We start from the raw sequence: 15890 nt of genomic DNA on the forward strand, positions 1-15890 counted from the left end.
GTGAACCTCCTTGCAGGCAGGTTCGCCGATCCGCCGTGAATGCTCAGTGCAATGCGCTGCCTGCGCGCAGGGGCTGCACGCTGCGCACCGCCGAGACCAGCTGGGCTACCGAATACGGCTTGGCCACGTGCTCCTGGAAGCCGGACGCCAGCGCGCGGCGGCGGTCATCGGCGCGGGCCAGCGCGGTCACCGCGACGGCCGGCAGCTCTGCCGCCTCCACGCCCATGTCCTCGCGCAGCGTACGCACCAGGCCATAGCCGTCCATGCCCGGCATGCCGATGTCGGTGAGCATCACGTGGTACTGCAGGTGGCCGCTGTCGGCCAGCAGCGCCAGCGCTTCACCGGCCGAACTGACCGCCGAGACACTGGCGCCCTGCTCCTCCAGCATGCGCCGCAGGTACTCCAGCACTTCGGGCTGGTCTTCCACGGCCAGCACATGCAGGCCACGCAGCGGATACGGCTCGACCACCATCGGTTCCAGGATCGGCCCGCTGAACACTTCGCGCAGCGGCCGGCGGTCGGCATCGGGGATGTACTGCGGCAGGCGCACGGTGAACGTGGAGCCATGGCCATGGCCTTCGCTGGCCGCGCTGACCGTGCCGCCATGCAGTTCAACCAGCTGCTGCACGATGGCCAGGCCCAGGCCCAGGCCGCCATGGCGGCGGGTGGTGGTGCCATCGGCCTGGCGGAAGCGGCTGAACAGGTGATGCAGGAATTCAGGCGCGATGCCGTCGCCGGTATCGCGCAGGGTGATCGTCCAGTAGCCACCATCGGCGCGCAGCTGCGCCTCGATGCGGCCTTCGGCGGGGGTGAACTTGATGGCGTTGGACAGCAGGTTCCAGAGCACCTGCTGCAGGCGCGTGGCATCGCCCAGCACCAGGCAGGGCTGTTCGGGCAGCTGCAGGGTGACGTCCAGCGCCTTGCCCTCGGCCACCGGTTCCTGTGCGCCGAGCGCTTCGCCCAGCTGCAGGCGCAGGTCCAGCACCTCCACTTCCAGCTGCACCTTGCCCAGCAGCATGCTGCTCAGGTCCAGCATGTCCGAGATCAGGCGCTTCTGTGCCGTCGCGCTGCTGGCGATCACGTTCAGGCCCTTGAACAGCGGGCTGGTGTTGTCCACGCGCTGCAGCAGCAGTTCGCTCCAGCCAAGGATGGTGGTCAGCGGCGTGCGCAGCTCGTGCGACAGCGTGGCCAGGAATTCGTCCTTCAGCCGCGCCATGTTTTCCGCGGCACTGCGCGCGGCACGCTCGGACTGCAGCAGCTCCTCGCGTGCCAGCTCGATCTCGCGGCGCTCGGTCACGTCGGGGCTGCTGCCGGCCAGGCCGATGAAGCGGCCCATGCGCGAGAAGCGCGGCCGTGCGTTCATTTCCAGCCAGCGCCACTGGCCATCGGCACGCCGCGCACGCACCAGCGCGTGCATCGAACGCTGTGCCTTCAGCGCTTCCTGCAGTTCGTACTCGAACACCGAGGCGTCGTCCGGATGCACCAGGCCGCGCCAGACATCTTCCGGCACGCGGGTTTCGTCGCCACCGAAGAATTCACTGAAGGCACTGTTGACGAAACGGGCATGGCCGCGCTCGTCCAGCACCCAGACCGGCATCGGCAGGCCGTCGGCCAGCGCACTGAAGCGCGCCTCGCTCTCGCCCAGCTCCACTTCGATCTGCCTGCGCGCGGTCACGTCGAAGAACAGGATGCCGACCTTGTCCTCGCCCGGCTCGCCCACGCGCACCGCGTCCACGGCGAACGAGCGGCCCAGCGCGCGCGCATCCATCTCGAACTGCGCCGGCTGCCCGGTGCGCGCGACTTCGCCATAGATGCGGAACCAGTCGCTCTCGTGCTGCGGTTCCAGCGTGCTCATGCGCTTGCCCTGCGCGCCCTTCAGGCCGGTATGGCGCTCGAAGGCCTCGTTGACCTCCAGGAAGCGGTAGTCCACCGCCAGGTCGCCTTCGAACAGCACCTGGATCACGCAGAAGCCGGCATTGATGTGCTCGAGCACGCGATGATGCAGGTCGGGTTCGGGCGCCGGCGCCATCAAGGGCGGGCGCTCGGCGAGGGGCGGCAGTGTGGACAAGGGCGTGGGAGGCGGACCGGGTGGAGGTACAGCATCTTCCAGAGCGCGTATTCACAGCGTCAAGCGCCGTCAGTCACGCTTGACGACCATGAATTGGCGACAACTAGTGACGCATTTGACGCAATCGGCCATTGCTGGCGGCCATGCGCAGGATCACACTCGGCCTGTAGCCCCAGACCGTCCCGATCACGGGACGCAGGAGACCGTCATGAACCGTTCGCTCTGCGCCGCCCTGCTGATGGCCGGCGCCCTGGCCGTGGGCAGCGCCACCGCTGCGCCGCGCACTGTCACCGATCCGCAGGCACCGCGGGCCCTGCAGGCCAATGGCCCGGTCAGCGTGAAGTGGGACGACCCGGCCACCTTCACCGAGATCCGCCAGAGCACCAACCGCTTCGAGGCGCAGCGGGGTGACTGGGTGCAGCAGCTGGCCCGCTACCTGCAGACCGCAGCGGCCAAGCCGCTGCAGCCCGGGCAGACCCTCGATGTGACCCTGGTGGACATCAAGCGCGCCGGCGACTACGAGCCGTGGCACGGCCCGCGTGGCGACGACATCCGGATCATGCGCGACATCTACCCGCCGCGCATCACCCTGCGGTACACGCTGAAGGACGCCAGCGGCGGCATCATCAATGAAGGCGAAGCCAAGCTGAGCGACAGCGGCTACCTGCACAACATCGGGGTGCGCAGCGACAACGATCCGCTGCGTTTCGAGAAGCGCCTGATCGATGACTGGGTGAAGCGCCAGCTGGCCACGCAGGCGACTGCCGCGCGTTGATCAAAAGCCGCCGGGCATGGCCCGGCGAACGGCAGGCATGCATTCCGGTAGTGCCGGCCGCTGGCCGGCATTCCCTCACCCCTGGTAGACCCGCGCCACGCGCTTGACCGCGCACGGCAGCTGGTAAGCGCTGACGCCGCAGCGCGGTGCGAGTTCGGCCAGGGTCGGCGCCGTGCCCCACAGCTCCACCACGCTGCCGATGCCGGCCTGCGCATGGGCGGTCAGGTCCACGGTCAGCATGTCCATCGAGACGCGGCCGATCAGCCCGCCGGGCTGGCCGTCGATCAGCACCGGGGTACCGTTCGGCGCGAACTGCGGGTAGCCGTCGGCATAGCCCAGCGCGACCACGCCCACGCGCGTACGCGCCTTGGCCACGAAGCGTGCGCCGTACCCCACCGGTTCGCCGGCGTCGATCCAGCGCTCGGCAATCACTTTCGACTGCATGGTCATCACCGGGCGCAGGCGCTCGGTCAGCGCGGTGTCGTCCGGCAACGGGTTGGCCCCGTACAGCATCAGGCCCGGCCGCACCCAGTCGCTGCGCACGTCCGGCCAGCCCAGCAGCGCCGGCGAGTTGCACACGCTGGTCTCGCCCTGCAGGCCTTCGACGGCGGCCTTGAAGGTCGCGGCCTGTTCGTGGGTGCGCTCGCTGTCCAGCTCATCGGCGCGCGCCAGGTGGGTCATCATCACGATGCGCTCGACCTGCGGCAGCGCCGACAGCCGTGCGTGCGCGGCGCGGAAGCCGGCCACGTCCAGCCCCAGCCGGTGCATGCCGCTGTCCAGCTTCAGCCACACCGTCAGCGGGCGCGGGCTGTCGAAGGCGGCCAGCGCCTCCAGCTGCCACGCCGAGCCCACCGAGAACCACAGGTCGTGCTCGGCCACCAGCGGCAGTTCGCTGGCCTCGAAGATGCCTTCCAGCAGCAGGATCGGCGCACGGATGCCGGCCTGGCGCAGTTCCAGCGCTTCCTCGATCGTGGCCACGGCAAAGCCATCGGCCTCGCCTTCCAGCGCCTGTGCACAGCGCACGGCGCCATGGCCGTAGGCATCGGCCTTGACCACCGCCAGCGCCTTGCCGCCGCCCAGCTCGCGGGCCAGCCGGTAGTTGCTGCGCAGCGCGCCCAGGTCGATCAGCGCGCGGGCAGGACGCATGCGCGGCTCTCCTGCTGCGGGGCGTGGCCGTACTGGCCATAGCGGAAGATATCCAGGCCCTCGGTGCTGATCTGCGGCTGGCGCGCGCTCATCAGGTCGGCCAGGTAGCGGCCCGAGCCGCAGGCCATGGTCCAGCCCAGGGTGCCGTGGCCGGTATTGAGGTACAGGTTGCGGAACGGGGTGGCGCCGATGACCGGCGTGCCGTCCGGGGTGGCCGGGCGCAGGCCGGTCCAGAAGTCGGCCTTGGCCAGGTCGCCGCCCTTCGGGTACAAGTCGCGCACCACCAGTTCCAGGGTTTCGCGGCGACGCTGCGACAGCGACAGGTCGAAACCGGCCACTTCGGCCATGCCGCCGACGCGGATGCGGTTGTCGAAGCGGGTGACGGCCACCTTGTAGCTTTCGTCCAGGATGGTCGAGGTCGGTGCCATCGCCGGGTCGGTGATCGGCAGGGTCAGCGAATAGCCCTTCAGCGGGTACACCGGCAGGCGCATGCCCAGCGGCGCCACCATCTGCGGCGAATAGCTGCCCAGCGCGACGACGAAGCGGTCGGCGGTTTCCAGCCGGCCGCCGATGCGCACGCCGGTGATGCGGTCGCCATCGAACTCCAGGCCACTGATGTCCTGGTCGTAGCGGAATTCAACGCCTGCGTCGGCCGCCATCTGCGCCAGGCGGCGGGTGAACAGCTGGCAATCGCCGGTCTGGTCACGCGGCAGGCGCAGCGCACCCACCAGGCCATCGACGTGGGCCAGGGCCGGTTCGGCCTGGATGATGCCGGCGCGGTCCAGCACTTCGTAGGGCACCCCGTACTGGGCCAGGATCTCGATATCCTGCGCCGAGGCGTCCAGCTGCTGCTGGGTGCGGAACAGCTGGGTGGTGCCCAGGTCGCGGCCTTCGAACTCGATGCCGATCTGCGCGCGCAGCTCGTTCAGGCAGTCGCGGCTGTATTCGGACATGCGCACCATGCGCGCCTTGTTGATGGCGTAGCGCTCGTGGGTGCAGTTGCGCAGCATCTGCCACAGCCAGCGGTACTGGGCCAGGTCCATGCCCGGCTTGATGGCCAGCGGCGCATGCTTCTCGAACAGCCAGCCGATCGCCTTCTTCGGCACGCCCGGGGCCGCCCACGGCGAGGTGTAGCCGAACGACAGCTGCCCGGCATTGGCAAAGCTGGTTTCCAGCGCGGGGCCGGGCTGGCGGTCGATGACCGTGACTTCAAAGCCGGCCTGCCGCAGGTACCAGGCACTGGTGGTGCCGATCACGCCGCTGCCGAGAACGAGGACTCGCATGGAAACTCTCCAACCCGATGATTCCCTGCGTTTGAGCACGCCGGGAGCATAATCGGGGAAGTATATTCCCCCGTTCCCAGACGATTTGCCTGATTTAGCGATCACAGGCAGGATGTTTTCCTGTGATTCACCCCCAGAGGTTGACGGCCATGGCCACACGCCCCCGCGAGCTGGACAAGATCGACCGCAGGATCCTGCGCATCCTGCAGGCCGAGGGCCGCATTTCCTTCACCGAACTGGGTGAACGGGTCGGCCTGTCGACCACCCCCTGCACCGAACGCGTGCGCCGGCTGGAACGCGAAGGAATCATCACCGGCTACCACGCGCACCTGGACCCGGCCGCGCTGAAGGCCAGCCTGCTGGTGTTCGTGGAGATCAGCCTGGCCTACAAGTCCGGCGACATCTTCGAGGAATTCCGCCGCGCGGCGCTGAAGCTGCCCAACGTGCTGGAGTGCCACCTGGTCTCGGGCGATTTCGATTACCTGCTGAAGGCGCGCATCAGCGAGATGGCCAGCTACCGCAAGCTGCTGGGCAGCACCCTGCTGACCCTGCCGCATGTGCGCGAATCGAAGAGCTACATCGTGATGGAAGAAGTGAAGGAAACCTGGGCCCTGCCGATCGCGGACTGAGCGGCCGCGCCGGGATGGGGTCAGAGCCCGCTGCGCGGGATCCGACCCCTTGGGCGTCGGGGTCAGATCCCGCGCAGCGGGCTCTGACCCACGCGTCGGTCAACGCTGCTGCGGGTGCTTCTGCGACCCCTGCTGGCGCTGCTCCTGCTGCTTGCCGCCCTTCTGCGGCTGCTGCGCATCCATCTGCTGCTGTTGCTGCTGCGGGCTGCGGCTCTGGCTCTGCTGCTCCTTGCCGGGATGACGGTTCTGCTGGTTTTTCATGATCGCGATCCAATGGACGAAGGACATGCAACGGCGGTTGCCGGTGCAGGGCCACGGTGGTCCCGGAGCGGTTAATCGCAGGCGAAAAAACAGTGATCGGCAAGGCGTCGTTTTCGTGGGTTCAGGCCCGGGCGCGCGCGCCTTACGGTTTGATCTGCTGCCCGTCACCGGCCGGCACGCTGTCGTAGTAACGGCCGGTGCGCGAATCGAACACGCGGTTGGGGCCGGCCGGCTTCACCCCGGGCACGATGCGGCCGTTGCGGTCATACACCTTGTCCGGCGCCCGCGTGGCCGGTGCCGGTGCCACCTGTGCCGGGCCGGTTGAACGGATCGGCTGTGCCTGCTGGCGCGGCACCTGCACCGGCAGCGCCGGGTTGGCCGGTGGCGGCGGCGACTGCGGCGCGACCGGGGGCGGGTTCACGCTGTTCGCGCTGCGCGTAGCGGTCGGGCTGGAGGACGTCGGCACCTGCGCCTGCGCGGCCAGGGGCAGCAGGACGGACAACAGAAGGACGAGACGCGGTTTCATGGCACGCTCCATCGTGTGAGAGGTCCACCATGCGCCGGGGGCCGTGTGCCGGCCATGAATGGCCATCACACTTGCAACGGCGGGCCCGCACCCCCACGTTTGCCGGCATCCCCAGGCCACTGACCCCACGGAGAGCCGGCATGAGCGCTTTCGACCTGACGCCCCCCACCGCCCCCCAGGCCGACGCCCTGGTGGCCGGCCTGAGTACCGAAGAGCGCCGCGTGCTGCTGCAGCACGGTACCGAAGCCCCGTTCTGCGGCGTGTTCCTGGACAACAAGCGCGAGGGCGTCTACTGCTGCCGCATGTGCGGGCTGCCGTTGTTCCGCTCCAGCACCAAGTTCGATTCGGGCACGGGCTGGCCCAGCTTCTTCGCGCCCTACGACCCGGCGCACGTCACCGAGATCCGCGATACCAGCCACGGCATGGTCCGCACCGAGATCACCTGCGCCCGCTGCGGCAGCCACCTGGGCCACGTGTTCCCGGACGGCCCGCCGCCCACCTTCGAGCGCCACTGCCTGAACTCCGTCTCACTTTCCTTCGCCGGCAACGGCGAGCCGTGGCCCAATCCCCTGCAGCGTGAAGGCGCCGAGGCCGGCACGGCGGGCTGATCACCCCCGCTGACCGACTTCACAGAATTCCCTCTTCAGAAACACCGGTGTCAGGCCGACAAGGAGATATCCCCTCTCCTTGCGTCGCGCCATGCTCATCATCGTTGGATTCCTGGTCGTCATCATCAGCGTCCTCGGCGGCTACCTGGGCGCCCACGGCCGCCTGGGTGCCCTCTGGCAGCCTTACGAACTGGTCATCATCGGCGGCGCCGCACTCGGCGCCTTCCTGGTCGGCACCCCGGCCAAGACGGTCAAGCAGACCCTGCAGGCCATGGTGGGCGTGTTCAAGGGCCCGCGCTACAAGCAGCAGGACTACATCGACGTCCTCAGCCTGCTGTACGAACTGCTCAACAAGGCCCGCCGCGAAGGCTTCATGGCGCTGGAAGACCACGTCGAGCGCCCGGCCGAAAGCGCGCTGTTCGCCAACTACCCCAAGGTGCAGGCCGACCACCACCTGATCGACTTCATCACCGATTGCCTGCGCCTGATGATCGGCAGCAACATCGAGCCGCACGAGCTGGAACCGCTGCTGGAGCTGGAGCTGGAAAAGCACCACGCCGAGGCGATGGCCCCCTCGCAGGTGATGAACAAGGTGGCCGACGGCCTGCCCGGTTTCGGCATCGTGGCGGCCGTGCTGGGCATCGTCATCACCATGGGCTCGATCGGCGGCGACATCGTCGAGGTCGGCGGCCACGTGGCCGGCGCGCTGGTGGGCACCTTCCTCGGCATCCTGCTGGGCTACGGCTTCGTCGGCCCGATGGCCTCGGCGATGGAAGCCCGCGCCGAGCAGGACAGCCGCATCTACGAATCGGTGAAGACTGCCCTGCTGGCCTGCCTGCGCGGCTACAACCCGAAGATCGCGCTGGAATTCGCCCGCAAGACCCTGCCGTCGAACGTGCGCCCGGCGTTCTCCGATTTCGAGCAGCACCTGAAGACGGTCAAGTAAGCCATGGCCGAGAACAAGCCCACCGTCATCGTCCGCCGGGTCAGGAAGGGCGGCCATGCCGCCCATCATGGCGGTTCGTGGAAAGTGGCCTACGCCGACTTCGTGACCGCGATGATGGCCTTCTTCCTGGTGCTGTGGCTGATGGCCAGCACCAGCAAGCCTGAGCGCGCGGCGATCTCCGAGTACTTCCGCAACCCCAGCCCGCTGGCCGGGCAGAGCCCCACGCCCGCACCGGGCATGGCCGGGCCCGGTGGCGCCAGCACCTCGATGATCAAGCTGGGCGGCGCCACCGATGTGTCCCGCGGCAACAGCAACGACCCCTTCCAGAACCAGAAGGAAGCCGTGCCGCAGCCGGTGGACCAGCAGCAGCGCGACAAGCAGCAGCTGGAAGCGCTGATGAAGGAACTGCAGGAAGCGATCAGCCGCAGCCAGGCGCTGGAACCGTTCAAGGACCAGCTGCTGCTGGACCTGACCCCGGAAGGCCTGCGCATCCAGATCGTGGACAAGCAGAACCGGCCGATGTTCGACCTCGGCAGCGCCACGCTGAAGCCGTATACCCAGCAGATCCTGCACGAGCTGTCCGAGTACCTGAACCACGTGCCGAACCGGATCAGCCTCACCGGCCATACCGATATCACCGCGTATTCGGCCGCACGCGGCTATGGCAACTGGGAACTGAGCGCCGATCGCGCCAATGCCGCACGCCGTGCGCTGGTGGACGGCGGCATGGAGGACAGCAAGATCACCCGTGTGGTCGGCCTGTCCTCCTCGGTGCTGTTCGACAAGACCGACCCGCAGAACCCGATCAACCGCCGCATCAGCATCGTGGTGATGACCAAGGCCGCCGAAGAAGCCGCCCTGGCCGGTGCCGGCCCGCAGGTGGGGCTGTCGGCAGCCGTGGCCGACCCCGATGTGCAGGCCGCGCAGGGCGAAGCCGCCACACCGGCCGTGGCGCCCTGACGCTACGCCGGGGCGCGGCACCCCGGTAGCGCCGGGCCATGCCCGGCGAGCGCGCAGCGCGGCACCCAGTACAATGGCGGTCTTTCCCTTTCCAGGTGACCCCACCCATGTCCCAGAACTCCAAGGCCAAGCGCGACAAGCGCAAGAAGCAGCAGGCCAAGCGTCCGTTCCTGCGCCTGAATGCCCAGCAGCAGGTGCAGAACCACGCCGTGCTGACCAACGAAGACGGCCAGGCCGTGGCCGCCATCGGCCTGCAGGGCCGCGAGTGGCTGCTGGCCATCGGCGGCCAGACCATGGGCAACGCCGACAACCCGGTGCCGATGCTGGCCATGCTCAAGCACCTGTCCAACGTGCAGGAAAAGGAAGGCCGCAAGGTCAACCTCGAGTATTCCGAGCTGATGCAGAAGCTGCTGGACACCCTGGCGGCCGAAGCCGGCCAGACCGCTGACGAGTACCTGGACAAGCTGGTGTCCGAGTTCGAGACCGTGGAGGCCGAGGAAGGCGAAGAAGCCGCTGAAGCCGCTGAAGGCGACGTGGTTGAAGCCGCTGCCGACGCCGAGGCCGCTCCGGCCGACGCCGCCGACACCGACGGCAAGCCGCAGGCCTGAACCGGCCGCGACGGTGGCGGTCTACGTCGATGACGCGGTGCATCCCTGGCGCGGACAGCGCTGGGCGCACCTGATGGCCGACACCCTGGCCGAGCTGCACGCGATGGCGGCGCAGCTCGGCATTCCGCCACGGGCCTTCCAGAACAAGGCCAGTGGCGCTCACTACGATGTCACCGCGGACCTGCGCGCGCAGGCGATCGCACTCGGCGCCCGCGCCATTTCCCGGCATACCGACCGCGACCTGGTGAAGGCCGTGATCGCCAACGCGCGGGCACAGTACCGGCCGTAGGCCGGTACGGGTAGCGCCGGGCCATGCCCGGCGAGCGCGCAGCGCGGTGAGGAAGCCGCCGGGCATGGCCCGGCGCTACCGGGTGCATGCAGTAGATCCACGCCATGCGTGGACTGGGTTCGGGCCCGGCGCTACCGCTCAGAACGGGTCGCTGCCCAGCCGCACTTCCACGTTCAGCAGCGAACACAGCGCCAGCAGCGCGTCGTCGTCGCGGGTCAACGCCATCCAGCCGGTGAAGCCATCGCTGCCCGCGTCCACGCTCCACAACGTGTAGTTGTGCTCGCGCAGGCGGTCGAAGGCGGTGGACATCAGCTGCACGCCGTCCAGGTCGGCAGCGAAATCCTCGTCGTCCAGGTCACCGCCCCAGTCCAGCTGCAGGTTGAAGCGCGCCGACAGCTCGTTCACCGCCGACTGCAGCGATTCCAGGTCGTCACGCTCCACCTCGAAGCCGGACTGCCAGGCGATGGCCGTGAACAGCGCCGGCACCCAGTCACTGTCCGCTTCCAGCGGCTGACCATCCTCGGACAGGTACTCGCGCCAGCGGTTGAACTGCTGCAGCGCCAGCTCCTCGTCGCCCGGGTTGATGAGAACCAGCAGGTTCCAGACCCGTGCCTCGAAGTCGTCTTCGTCGAAATCGTGGGCGTCTTCTTCGAAGTCGAAATAATCGCTGTTGTCAGGCATGGCGGGCACTCCTTGGGGCAGGCCGGCATTCTACGGTTTATCCTGTGCCGCTGAAGCCGGCCTTGTTGGCCGTCACTGTGAATGAAGCGATGAGCGATACCCCTCCCGACCACCTGGCGATCAACCCGGCCAGCCCCTTCCATGATGCCCAGGCCCTGGAGCGCGGCGTGGGCGTGCGTTTCAACGACATCGAGCGCGACAACGTCGAGGAATACTCGATCAGCGAAGGCTGGATCCGCGTGCAGGCCGGCAAGGCCCGCGACCGCCGCGGCAACCCGATGACCATGAAGGTCAACGGCAAGGTCGAGGCGTATTTCCTGGACCAGAAGCCGGAATAAACCGCTGTTGTAGAGCCGAGCCCGTGCTCGGCTGCTCTTCTGGCGCAAAGAGCAGCCGAGCACGGGCTCGGCTCTACAGGGCAGGGTCAATCGCGCTTGCGCGATTCCAGCAGGTCCAGGTTGCGGATCAGGCGCCGCGAGATCTCATCGGAGATCACCCCGCGCCGGGTCAGGCGGAACAGCTCCTCGCGCTCGGCGTTCAGGCCGGCACTGCGCAGCTGGCGGTAGCCCTGCTCCATCCGGTTGACCTTCTCCGGGTCCACGTCGGGGCCATCGCTGTCCTTTTCCAGATGGCGCTGGTACAGCAGGCTGACCCGCGAGGCAGCATCGTTGTACAGCTGCACGTTCTCGGTGTTCTGGTTCATCACCAGCTGCTGGCGCATGCGCTCCACCCCGGCCAGCGCGGCCTTGGAGGAGAGCTTGCGGGCCAGGTCCTCTTCCTTGCGTTCGCCCGAATCGGCCGGCAGCTGCAGGCCCTTCAGCAGCTGGGGCAGCGCCACGCTGGCGCCGACCAGCGAGAACAGGATGACCGCCGCCGCCAGGAAGATGACCAGGTCACGCGCCGGGAAGGCGCTGCCATCGGGCAGGAACAGCGGCAGGGTCAGCACGCCGGCCAGGGTGATGGCACCGCGCACGCCGGCCACCGAGGTCGCCACCACGATGCGCCAGTTCGGCGCCTCGCCCCGCTCCAGGCCACGGCGACGGGCGCGCAGCAGGTTCCAGCGCAGCGACAGCCACACCCACAGCAGGCGCAGCGCGATCAACGTGGCGTTGATGACCAGCACGTACACCAGCAGCCACCAGGCGCTCTGGTGGCCGGTCTCGTTCATGGTGGTGGTGGCGCGCTCGACGATGCCCGGCAGCTGCTCGCCCAGCAGCACGAACATGATGCCGTTGAAGCTGAACTGCAGCATGTTCCAGACCCCGGCGCGCTGCACGCGCATGCTGCCCGACACGCGGCCGGTCAGCTCGACGTAGCTCATCGCGATGCCGGCGGCGACCGCAGCAAGAATGCCCGAGGCATGGATCTCTTCGGCCAGCAGGTAGGCCGCGAACGGGATCAGCAGGTTGACCAGCATCGCCGCGCCGGGCTCTTCGCCGAAGCGGCGCCACAGCCAGCGCTGGAACGTGGACACGCCCAGGGTGACCGCCACGCCCACTGCCAGGCCGGCCACGGCCACCCACAGGAAGGTGAGCGAGGCGGTGGCCAGCGAGAAGCTGCCGGTCATCACCGCGGCCACGGCGAAGCGGAAGCAGACCAGGCCGGACGCATCGTTGAGCAGCGATTCGCCTTCCAGGATGTGCATCAGGCGCTTGGGAATGGGCGCCTTGGCAGCGATCGCCCCCACTGCCACCGGGTCGGTGGGCGAGACGATGGCGGCCAGCGCGAAGCACACGGCCAGCGGCATCACCGGAATCATCCAATGGATCAGCAGGCCGGCGCCGATGACGGTGAACACCACCAGGCCGAAGGCCAGCTCGAGGATCGCGCCTTTATCGCGGAACAGGCCCTGCTTGGGAATGCGCCAGCCATCGAGGAACAGCAGCGGCGGCAGGAACAGCAGGAAGAACACTTCCGGTTCCAGTGCGTGGCCGCGGTTGAACACGCCGGCAATAACCGCGCCAAGCGCGATCTGCACCAGCGGCAGGGGCAACGAGAATGGCAGGACGCGAACCAGGTAACCGCTGGCGACAACGGCTACCAGCATCGCCAGGACGACTTCGATGGTGTGCATGCTTCTTCCAGGAAGCGGCGCGTGGGGCCGGAAAAAACCGGTGTGCGCCGGAGACTGGAAAAAAAGTTAACACAGCAGGCCGTCGCTGCGGCCCGCTGTGTGAATGCGCGTCAGGGCAGCGACAGCAAACGCTGCTGGATCCAGCCGTTGATGTCCCGCTGCATGTCCGCCGACAGCGTGTGGCCAACCGGGTAGCCACGCAGCTGGTGGGCCACGCCCAGCGCCTGCAGGCGCTGCGCGGCCGACTCGGCCAGTGCATACGGCAGCTTGTCATCGGCATGGCCGTGCACCAGCAATCCGTCCAGCCCGGCAGCGGCGATATCGGCCGGCACGTGCGGCGCGATCTCCGGCAGGATGCGCCCGCACAGCACGCCGAACGACTTCACCCGCTGCGGCTGGGTCAGGGCGACGCTGGCACTCATGATGCCGCCCTGGCTGAAGCCGGCCAGCACGGTCTGCCGCGCGCCGACACCCAGCCGCTGCTGCTGCGCCGCCAGCCACTCGCCCAGCAGCAGGCGCGACTGCTCGGCCTGGGCCGGGTCGATCACTGGCCCCTGCGCGCCGAAGCGCACAGTGAACCAGCCGAACGCCTGCGGCCCGAACACCAGCGGCGCGCGCGGCAGCAGCACGTGCAGGCGCGGGTCCAGCGCCTGCGCCAGGCCGGCCAGCGACTGCTCGTTGCTGCCCACGCCATGCAGCAGCACGACCAGCCCCTGGGCCGCGCCCTGCGCGGGCCGCTCCAGCATCGGCAGCACCGCGCTCATGCGGCCACCGCGGCGGCGCTGCCATCGAAACGATAGATGTCCATCGCCAGCATGCCGGCGTCGATGCCGGCATCGATGCGCTGCGCGCCGAAGCCACCCTCGCCCGCCGCGCCCATCGCGAAGTACAGCGGCAGCAGGTGTTCATCGGTGGGATGCGCGCGCTCGGCAAACGGCGCCTGGCGGCGGTAGTCGAACAGCGCGTCGCGGTCATCGGCGGCCAGGCGCTGCTCCACCCATTCGATGAAGGGGCGCACGTACGGCGCTTCCTTGCCGTCCTGGTAATCACGCCAGTCATGCAGGTTGTGGGTGATGCTGCCCGAACCGATCAGCAGCACGCCCTGCTCGCGCAGCGGCGCCAGCGCGCGGCCCAGCGCGTACTGGTGCTGCGGGCCGAGCATTGGCTGGATCGACACCGGAACCACCGGGAGGTCGGCCTGCGGGCGCAGCAGGCGCAACGGCACCCACGCACCGTGGTCGAGGCCGCGCTGCGGATCGATGGCCACCGGCAGGCCAGCGGCGGCGATGCGGCCGGCCACTTCTTCGGCCAGCGCCGGGTCACCCGGGGCCGGGTACTGCAGCTCGAACAGTTCGCGCGGGAAGCCGCCGAAATCGTGGATGGTGGGCGGCTGCGGATGCGTGCCCACCAGCGGCTGGCGGGCCAGCCAGTGCGCCGAGGCGATGACGATCGCGCGCGGCGTCGGCAGGTCGCGGGCCAGCTCGGCCAGGCGCACGCCGACCTGGCCCGGATGCAGGGCGGTCATCGGCGAACCATGGGAGATGTACAGCGAAGGCAGGCGGGACATGGGAACCTCCAGGAGTTCTTTCAGGGGGCGATCAGCGCGAACGCAGGGTCCAGCGGCCATCGCCCAGCAGGAACAGCACGACCAGAGCCAATGCCCAGAACGCCGGGTATTCCCAGCCGCCGCCACTGTTGGCGAAGCTGAAACCGTTGGCGCCGTGCACGCTGGCGATGGTGCCCAGCAGCAGCGGCACGCCCAGCAGGCCGATCCAGCGCGCGTAGATGCCCAGCAGCAGGGCAGTGGCCAAGCCGAGTTCGGCAACAATCGTGAAATAGCCCAGCGCACCGGGCAGGCCCAGCGACTGGAAATAGGCCGCCGTGCCAGCCGGGGTGAACACCAGCAGCTTGGTCAGGCCGTGGGCCAGGAACAGGCCGCCCAGCGCCAGCCGCAGCAGGGTGGCGGCATAGGGAGCGAGCGGTGACAACGAGCGGGAAGGGGCAGACATGGCGGGCACCTCGGAAGGAGTGAGCACAGCTTATTGCGCTCACCACCGTCGATAAATACGATGATCCGACCGTATTTGTTTCAAAAGGCGAAACAATGGACACCCTGGATGCGATGCGTGTGTTCGTGGCGGTGGTCGAGCGCAACGGCTTCAGTGCCGCCGCGCAGGCCTTGGACATGTCCACGGCCGGGGTGACCCGGCAGGTGGCCGCGCTGGAAAAGCGCCTGTCCACCCGCCTGCTCCATCGCACGACGCGGCGGGTCAGCCCCACCAGCGCGGGCGCGGCCTACTACGCGCAGTGCGTGCGCCTGCTGGCCGAGTTCGATGCGCTGGAAGCGAGCATCGGCGCCCAGGCGCTGGAGCCGTCAGGGATGCTGCGCATCAATGCGCCGGTCAGCTGGGGCATCGCCCGCCTCGGCCCGCTGCTGGCCGGCTACCGCCAGCGCTTCCCGCAGGTGGAGCTGGACCTGGCGCTGTCCGACCGCCTGGTGGACATGGTGGAAGAAGGCTACGACGTGGCCATCCGCATCACCCGCGAACCGAGCCCGGCGCTGATCGCGCGGCGGCTGGGCCAGGCCCGCATCACCCTGTGTGCTGCGCCGTCCTACCTGGCCGCACGTGGCACGCCGCGCACCCCGCAGGATCTGGAACAGCACGACTGCCTCGGCTACAGCTACTGGGCCTCGGGCAACCAGTGGCCGCTGCAGGGGCCCGGCGGCGAAACGCGGGTGACGGTGAACAGCATCCTGCAGGCCAACAACGGCGATGTGCTGCGCGAAGCGGCCATCGCCGGGATGGGCGTGATCCTGCAGCCGGATTTCCTGCTGGAGGACGCGCTGGCCGACGGCCGCCTGGTGCGCGTGCTGCCCGAGTGGGACGTGCCCGCCATCGGCATCTTCGCCGTGTACACCAGCCGCAGCCACCTGGCGCCTAAGGTGCGCAGCTTCATCGATTACCTGGTGGATGCGGGGGTGTAGCGAGGCGTGGCGTCTGCCGGCCAGCGGCCGGCACTACCGTCATGTTCCGG

Annotated in this window: 19 protein-coding genes; 9 read left to right on the forward strand and 10 right to left on the reverse strand. The window is 68.6% G+C overall.

Annotated elements, in window-relative coordinates:
* Positions 1 to 43 precede the first annotated feature (43 nt).
* Positions 44 to 2029, reverse strand: a complete 1986-nt coding sequence (locus tag AC3WL7_RS11815; protein ID WP_492750426.1) for a hybrid sensor histidine kinase/response regulator — start codon at positions 2027 to 2029, stop codon at positions 44 to 46.
* 247 nt (positions 2030 to 2276) lie between these two features.
* On the opposite strand from AC3WL7_RS11815, the gene AC3WL7_RS11820 reads away from it, so the two are divergent.
* Entirely contained in the window at positions 2277 to 2843 is a 567-nt protein-coding gene (locus AC3WL7_RS11820) for a DUF3016 domain-containing protein (protein WP_079220490.1), read from the forward strand.
* Positions 2844 to 2918: 75 nt separating this feature from the next.
* Here AC3WL7_RS11820 and alr read toward each other — a convergent pair whose 3' ends face one another.
* Both alr and AC3WL7_RS11830 read right to left on the reverse strand, forming a co-directional pair.
* On the reverse strand, positions 2919 to 3989 hold the full coding sequence (gene alr, locus AC3WL7_RS11825) for an alanine racemase (protein ID WP_492750372.1): 1071 nt from the start codon (positions 3987 to 3989) through the stop codon (positions 2919 to 2921).
* Positions 3968 to 5272, reverse strand: coding sequence for a D-amino acid dehydrogenase (locus AC3WL7_RS11830; RefSeq protein ID WP_079220488.1), 1305 nt, complete (start codon positions 5270 to 5272; stop codon positions 3968 to 3970). Before AC3WL7_RS11830 ends, alr begins: the two co-directional genes overlap by 22 nt.
* Before the next feature lie 149 nt (positions 5273 to 5421).
* Here AC3WL7_RS11830 and AC3WL7_RS11835 point away from each other — a divergent pair, with 149 nt between their 5' ends.
* On the forward strand, positions 5422 to 5901 hold the full coding sequence (locus tag AC3WL7_RS11835) for an Lrp/AsnC ligand binding domain-containing protein (protein ID WP_200733436.1): 480 nt from the start codon (positions 5422 to 5424) through the stop codon (positions 5899 to 5901).
* Between the two features lie 99 nt (positions 5902 to 6000).
* On the opposite strand, the gene AC3WL7_RS11840 is transcribed toward AC3WL7_RS11835, so the two are convergent.
* Positions 6001 to 6189: a lana protein gene (locus tag AC3WL7_RS11840; RefSeq protein WP_079220487.1), complete on the reverse strand. Its 189-nt coding sequence runs from the start codon at positions 6187 to 6189 to the stop codon at positions 6001 to 6003.
* Positions 6190 to 6304: 115 nt separating this feature from the next.
* Positions 6305 to 6688, reverse strand: coding sequence for a classical arabinogalactan protein 4 (locus AC3WL7_RS11845; protein WP_492750373.1), 384 nt, complete (start codon positions 6686 to 6688; stop codon positions 6305 to 6307).
* 140 nt (positions 6689 to 6828) lie between these two features.
* On the opposite strand from AC3WL7_RS11845, the gene msrB reads away from it, so the two are divergent.
* The 5 genes from msrB (at position 6829) to AC3WL7_RS11870 (ending at position 10099) form a co-directional block, all read left to right on the forward strand.
* On the forward strand, positions 6829 to 7296 hold the full coding sequence (msrB, locus tag AC3WL7_RS11850; RefSeq protein WP_108745894.1) for a peptide-methionine (R)-S-oxide reductase MsrB: 468 nt from the start codon (positions 6829 to 6831) through the stop codon (positions 7294 to 7296).
* Positions 7297 to 7387: 91 nt separating this feature from the next.
* The gene (motA, locus tag AC3WL7_RS11855) at positions 7388 to 8242 is read left to right on the forward strand and encodes a flagellar motor stator protein MotA (protein WP_312738192.1); all 855 of its coding nucleotides are present in this window, start codon (positions 7388 to 7390) and stop codon (positions 8240 to 8242) included.
* A gap of 3 nt (positions 8243 to 8245) precedes the next feature.
* Positions 8246 to 9202 carry a flagellar motor protein MotB gene (gene motB, locus AC3WL7_RS11860; protein WP_283221367.1) on the forward strand — a complete coding sequence of 319 codons (957 nt, stop codon included), beginning with the start codon at positions 8246 to 8248 and terminating at the stop codon, positions 9200 to 9202.
* 107 nt (positions 9203 to 9309) lie between these two features.
* Complete coding sequence (locus tag AC3WL7_RS11865; protein WP_079220482.1) at positions 9310 to 9810, forward strand: hypothetical protein; 501 nt, start codon at positions 9310 to 9312, stop codon at positions 9808 to 9810.
* 13 nt (positions 9811 to 9823) lie between these two features.
* The gene (locus AC3WL7_RS11870; protein WP_108745892.1) at positions 9824 to 10099 is read left to right on the forward strand and encodes a DUF4031 domain-containing protein; all 276 of its coding nucleotides are present in this window, start codon (positions 9824 to 9826) and stop codon (positions 10097 to 10099) included.
* A gap of 138 nt (positions 10100 to 10237) precedes the next feature.
* Here AC3WL7_RS11870 and AC3WL7_RS11875 read toward each other — a convergent pair whose 3' ends face one another.
* Complete coding sequence (locus AC3WL7_RS11875; protein ID WP_492750374.1) at positions 10238 to 10780, reverse strand: DUF6630 family protein; 543 nt, start codon at positions 10778 to 10780, stop codon at positions 10238 to 10240.
* An 89-nt stretch (positions 10781 to 10869) separates the two neighbouring features.
* On the opposite strand from AC3WL7_RS11875, the gene AC3WL7_RS11880 reads away from it, so the two are divergent.
* Positions 10870 to 11118, forward strand: a complete 249-nt coding sequence (locus tag AC3WL7_RS11880) for a DUF3297 family protein (protein ID WP_079220479.1) — start codon at positions 10870 to 10872, stop codon at positions 11116 to 11118.
* 86 nt (positions 11119 to 11204) lie between these two features.
* Here AC3WL7_RS11880 and AC3WL7_RS11885 read toward each other — a convergent pair whose 3' ends face one another.
* From AC3WL7_RS11885 to AC3WL7_RS11900, 4 genes are all read right to left on the reverse strand, one after another.
* On the reverse strand, positions 11205 to 12854 hold the full coding sequence (locus AC3WL7_RS11885; RefSeq protein ID WP_079220478.1) for a Na+/H+ antiporter: 1650 nt from the start codon (positions 12852 to 12854) through the stop codon (positions 11205 to 11207).
* Between the two features lie 110 nt (positions 12855 to 12964).
* Positions 12965 to 13618, reverse strand: a complete 654-nt coding sequence (locus AC3WL7_RS11890) for an alpha/beta hydrolase (protein WP_313419670.1) — start codon at positions 13616 to 13618, stop codon at positions 12965 to 12967.
* Complete coding sequence (locus AC3WL7_RS11895) at positions 13615 to 14421, reverse strand: dioxygenase family protein (RefSeq protein ID WP_492750375.1); 807 nt, start codon at positions 14419 to 14421, stop codon at positions 13615 to 13617. Before AC3WL7_RS11895 ends, AC3WL7_RS11890 begins: the two co-directional genes overlap by 4 nt.
* A 31-nt stretch (positions 14422 to 14452) precedes the next feature.
* Complete coding sequence (locus AC3WL7_RS11900) at positions 14453 to 14863, reverse strand: DoxX family protein (RefSeq protein ID WP_079220475.1); 411 nt, start codon at positions 14861 to 14863, stop codon at positions 14453 to 14455.
* Positions 14864 to 14958: 95 nt separating this feature from the next.
* On the opposite strand from AC3WL7_RS11900, the gene AC3WL7_RS11905 reads away from it, so the two are divergent.
* Positions 14959 to 15840 carry a LysR family transcriptional regulator gene (locus AC3WL7_RS11905; protein ID WP_312738178.1) on the forward strand — a complete coding sequence of 294 codons (882 nt, stop codon included), beginning with the start codon at positions 14959 to 14961 and terminating at the stop codon, positions 15838 to 15840.
* The last annotated feature ends 50 nt before the right edge of the window (positions 15841 to 15890 follow it).

It is taken from the genome of Stenotrophomonas sp. FW305-3-2-15-E-LB1, assembly GCF_058787375.1.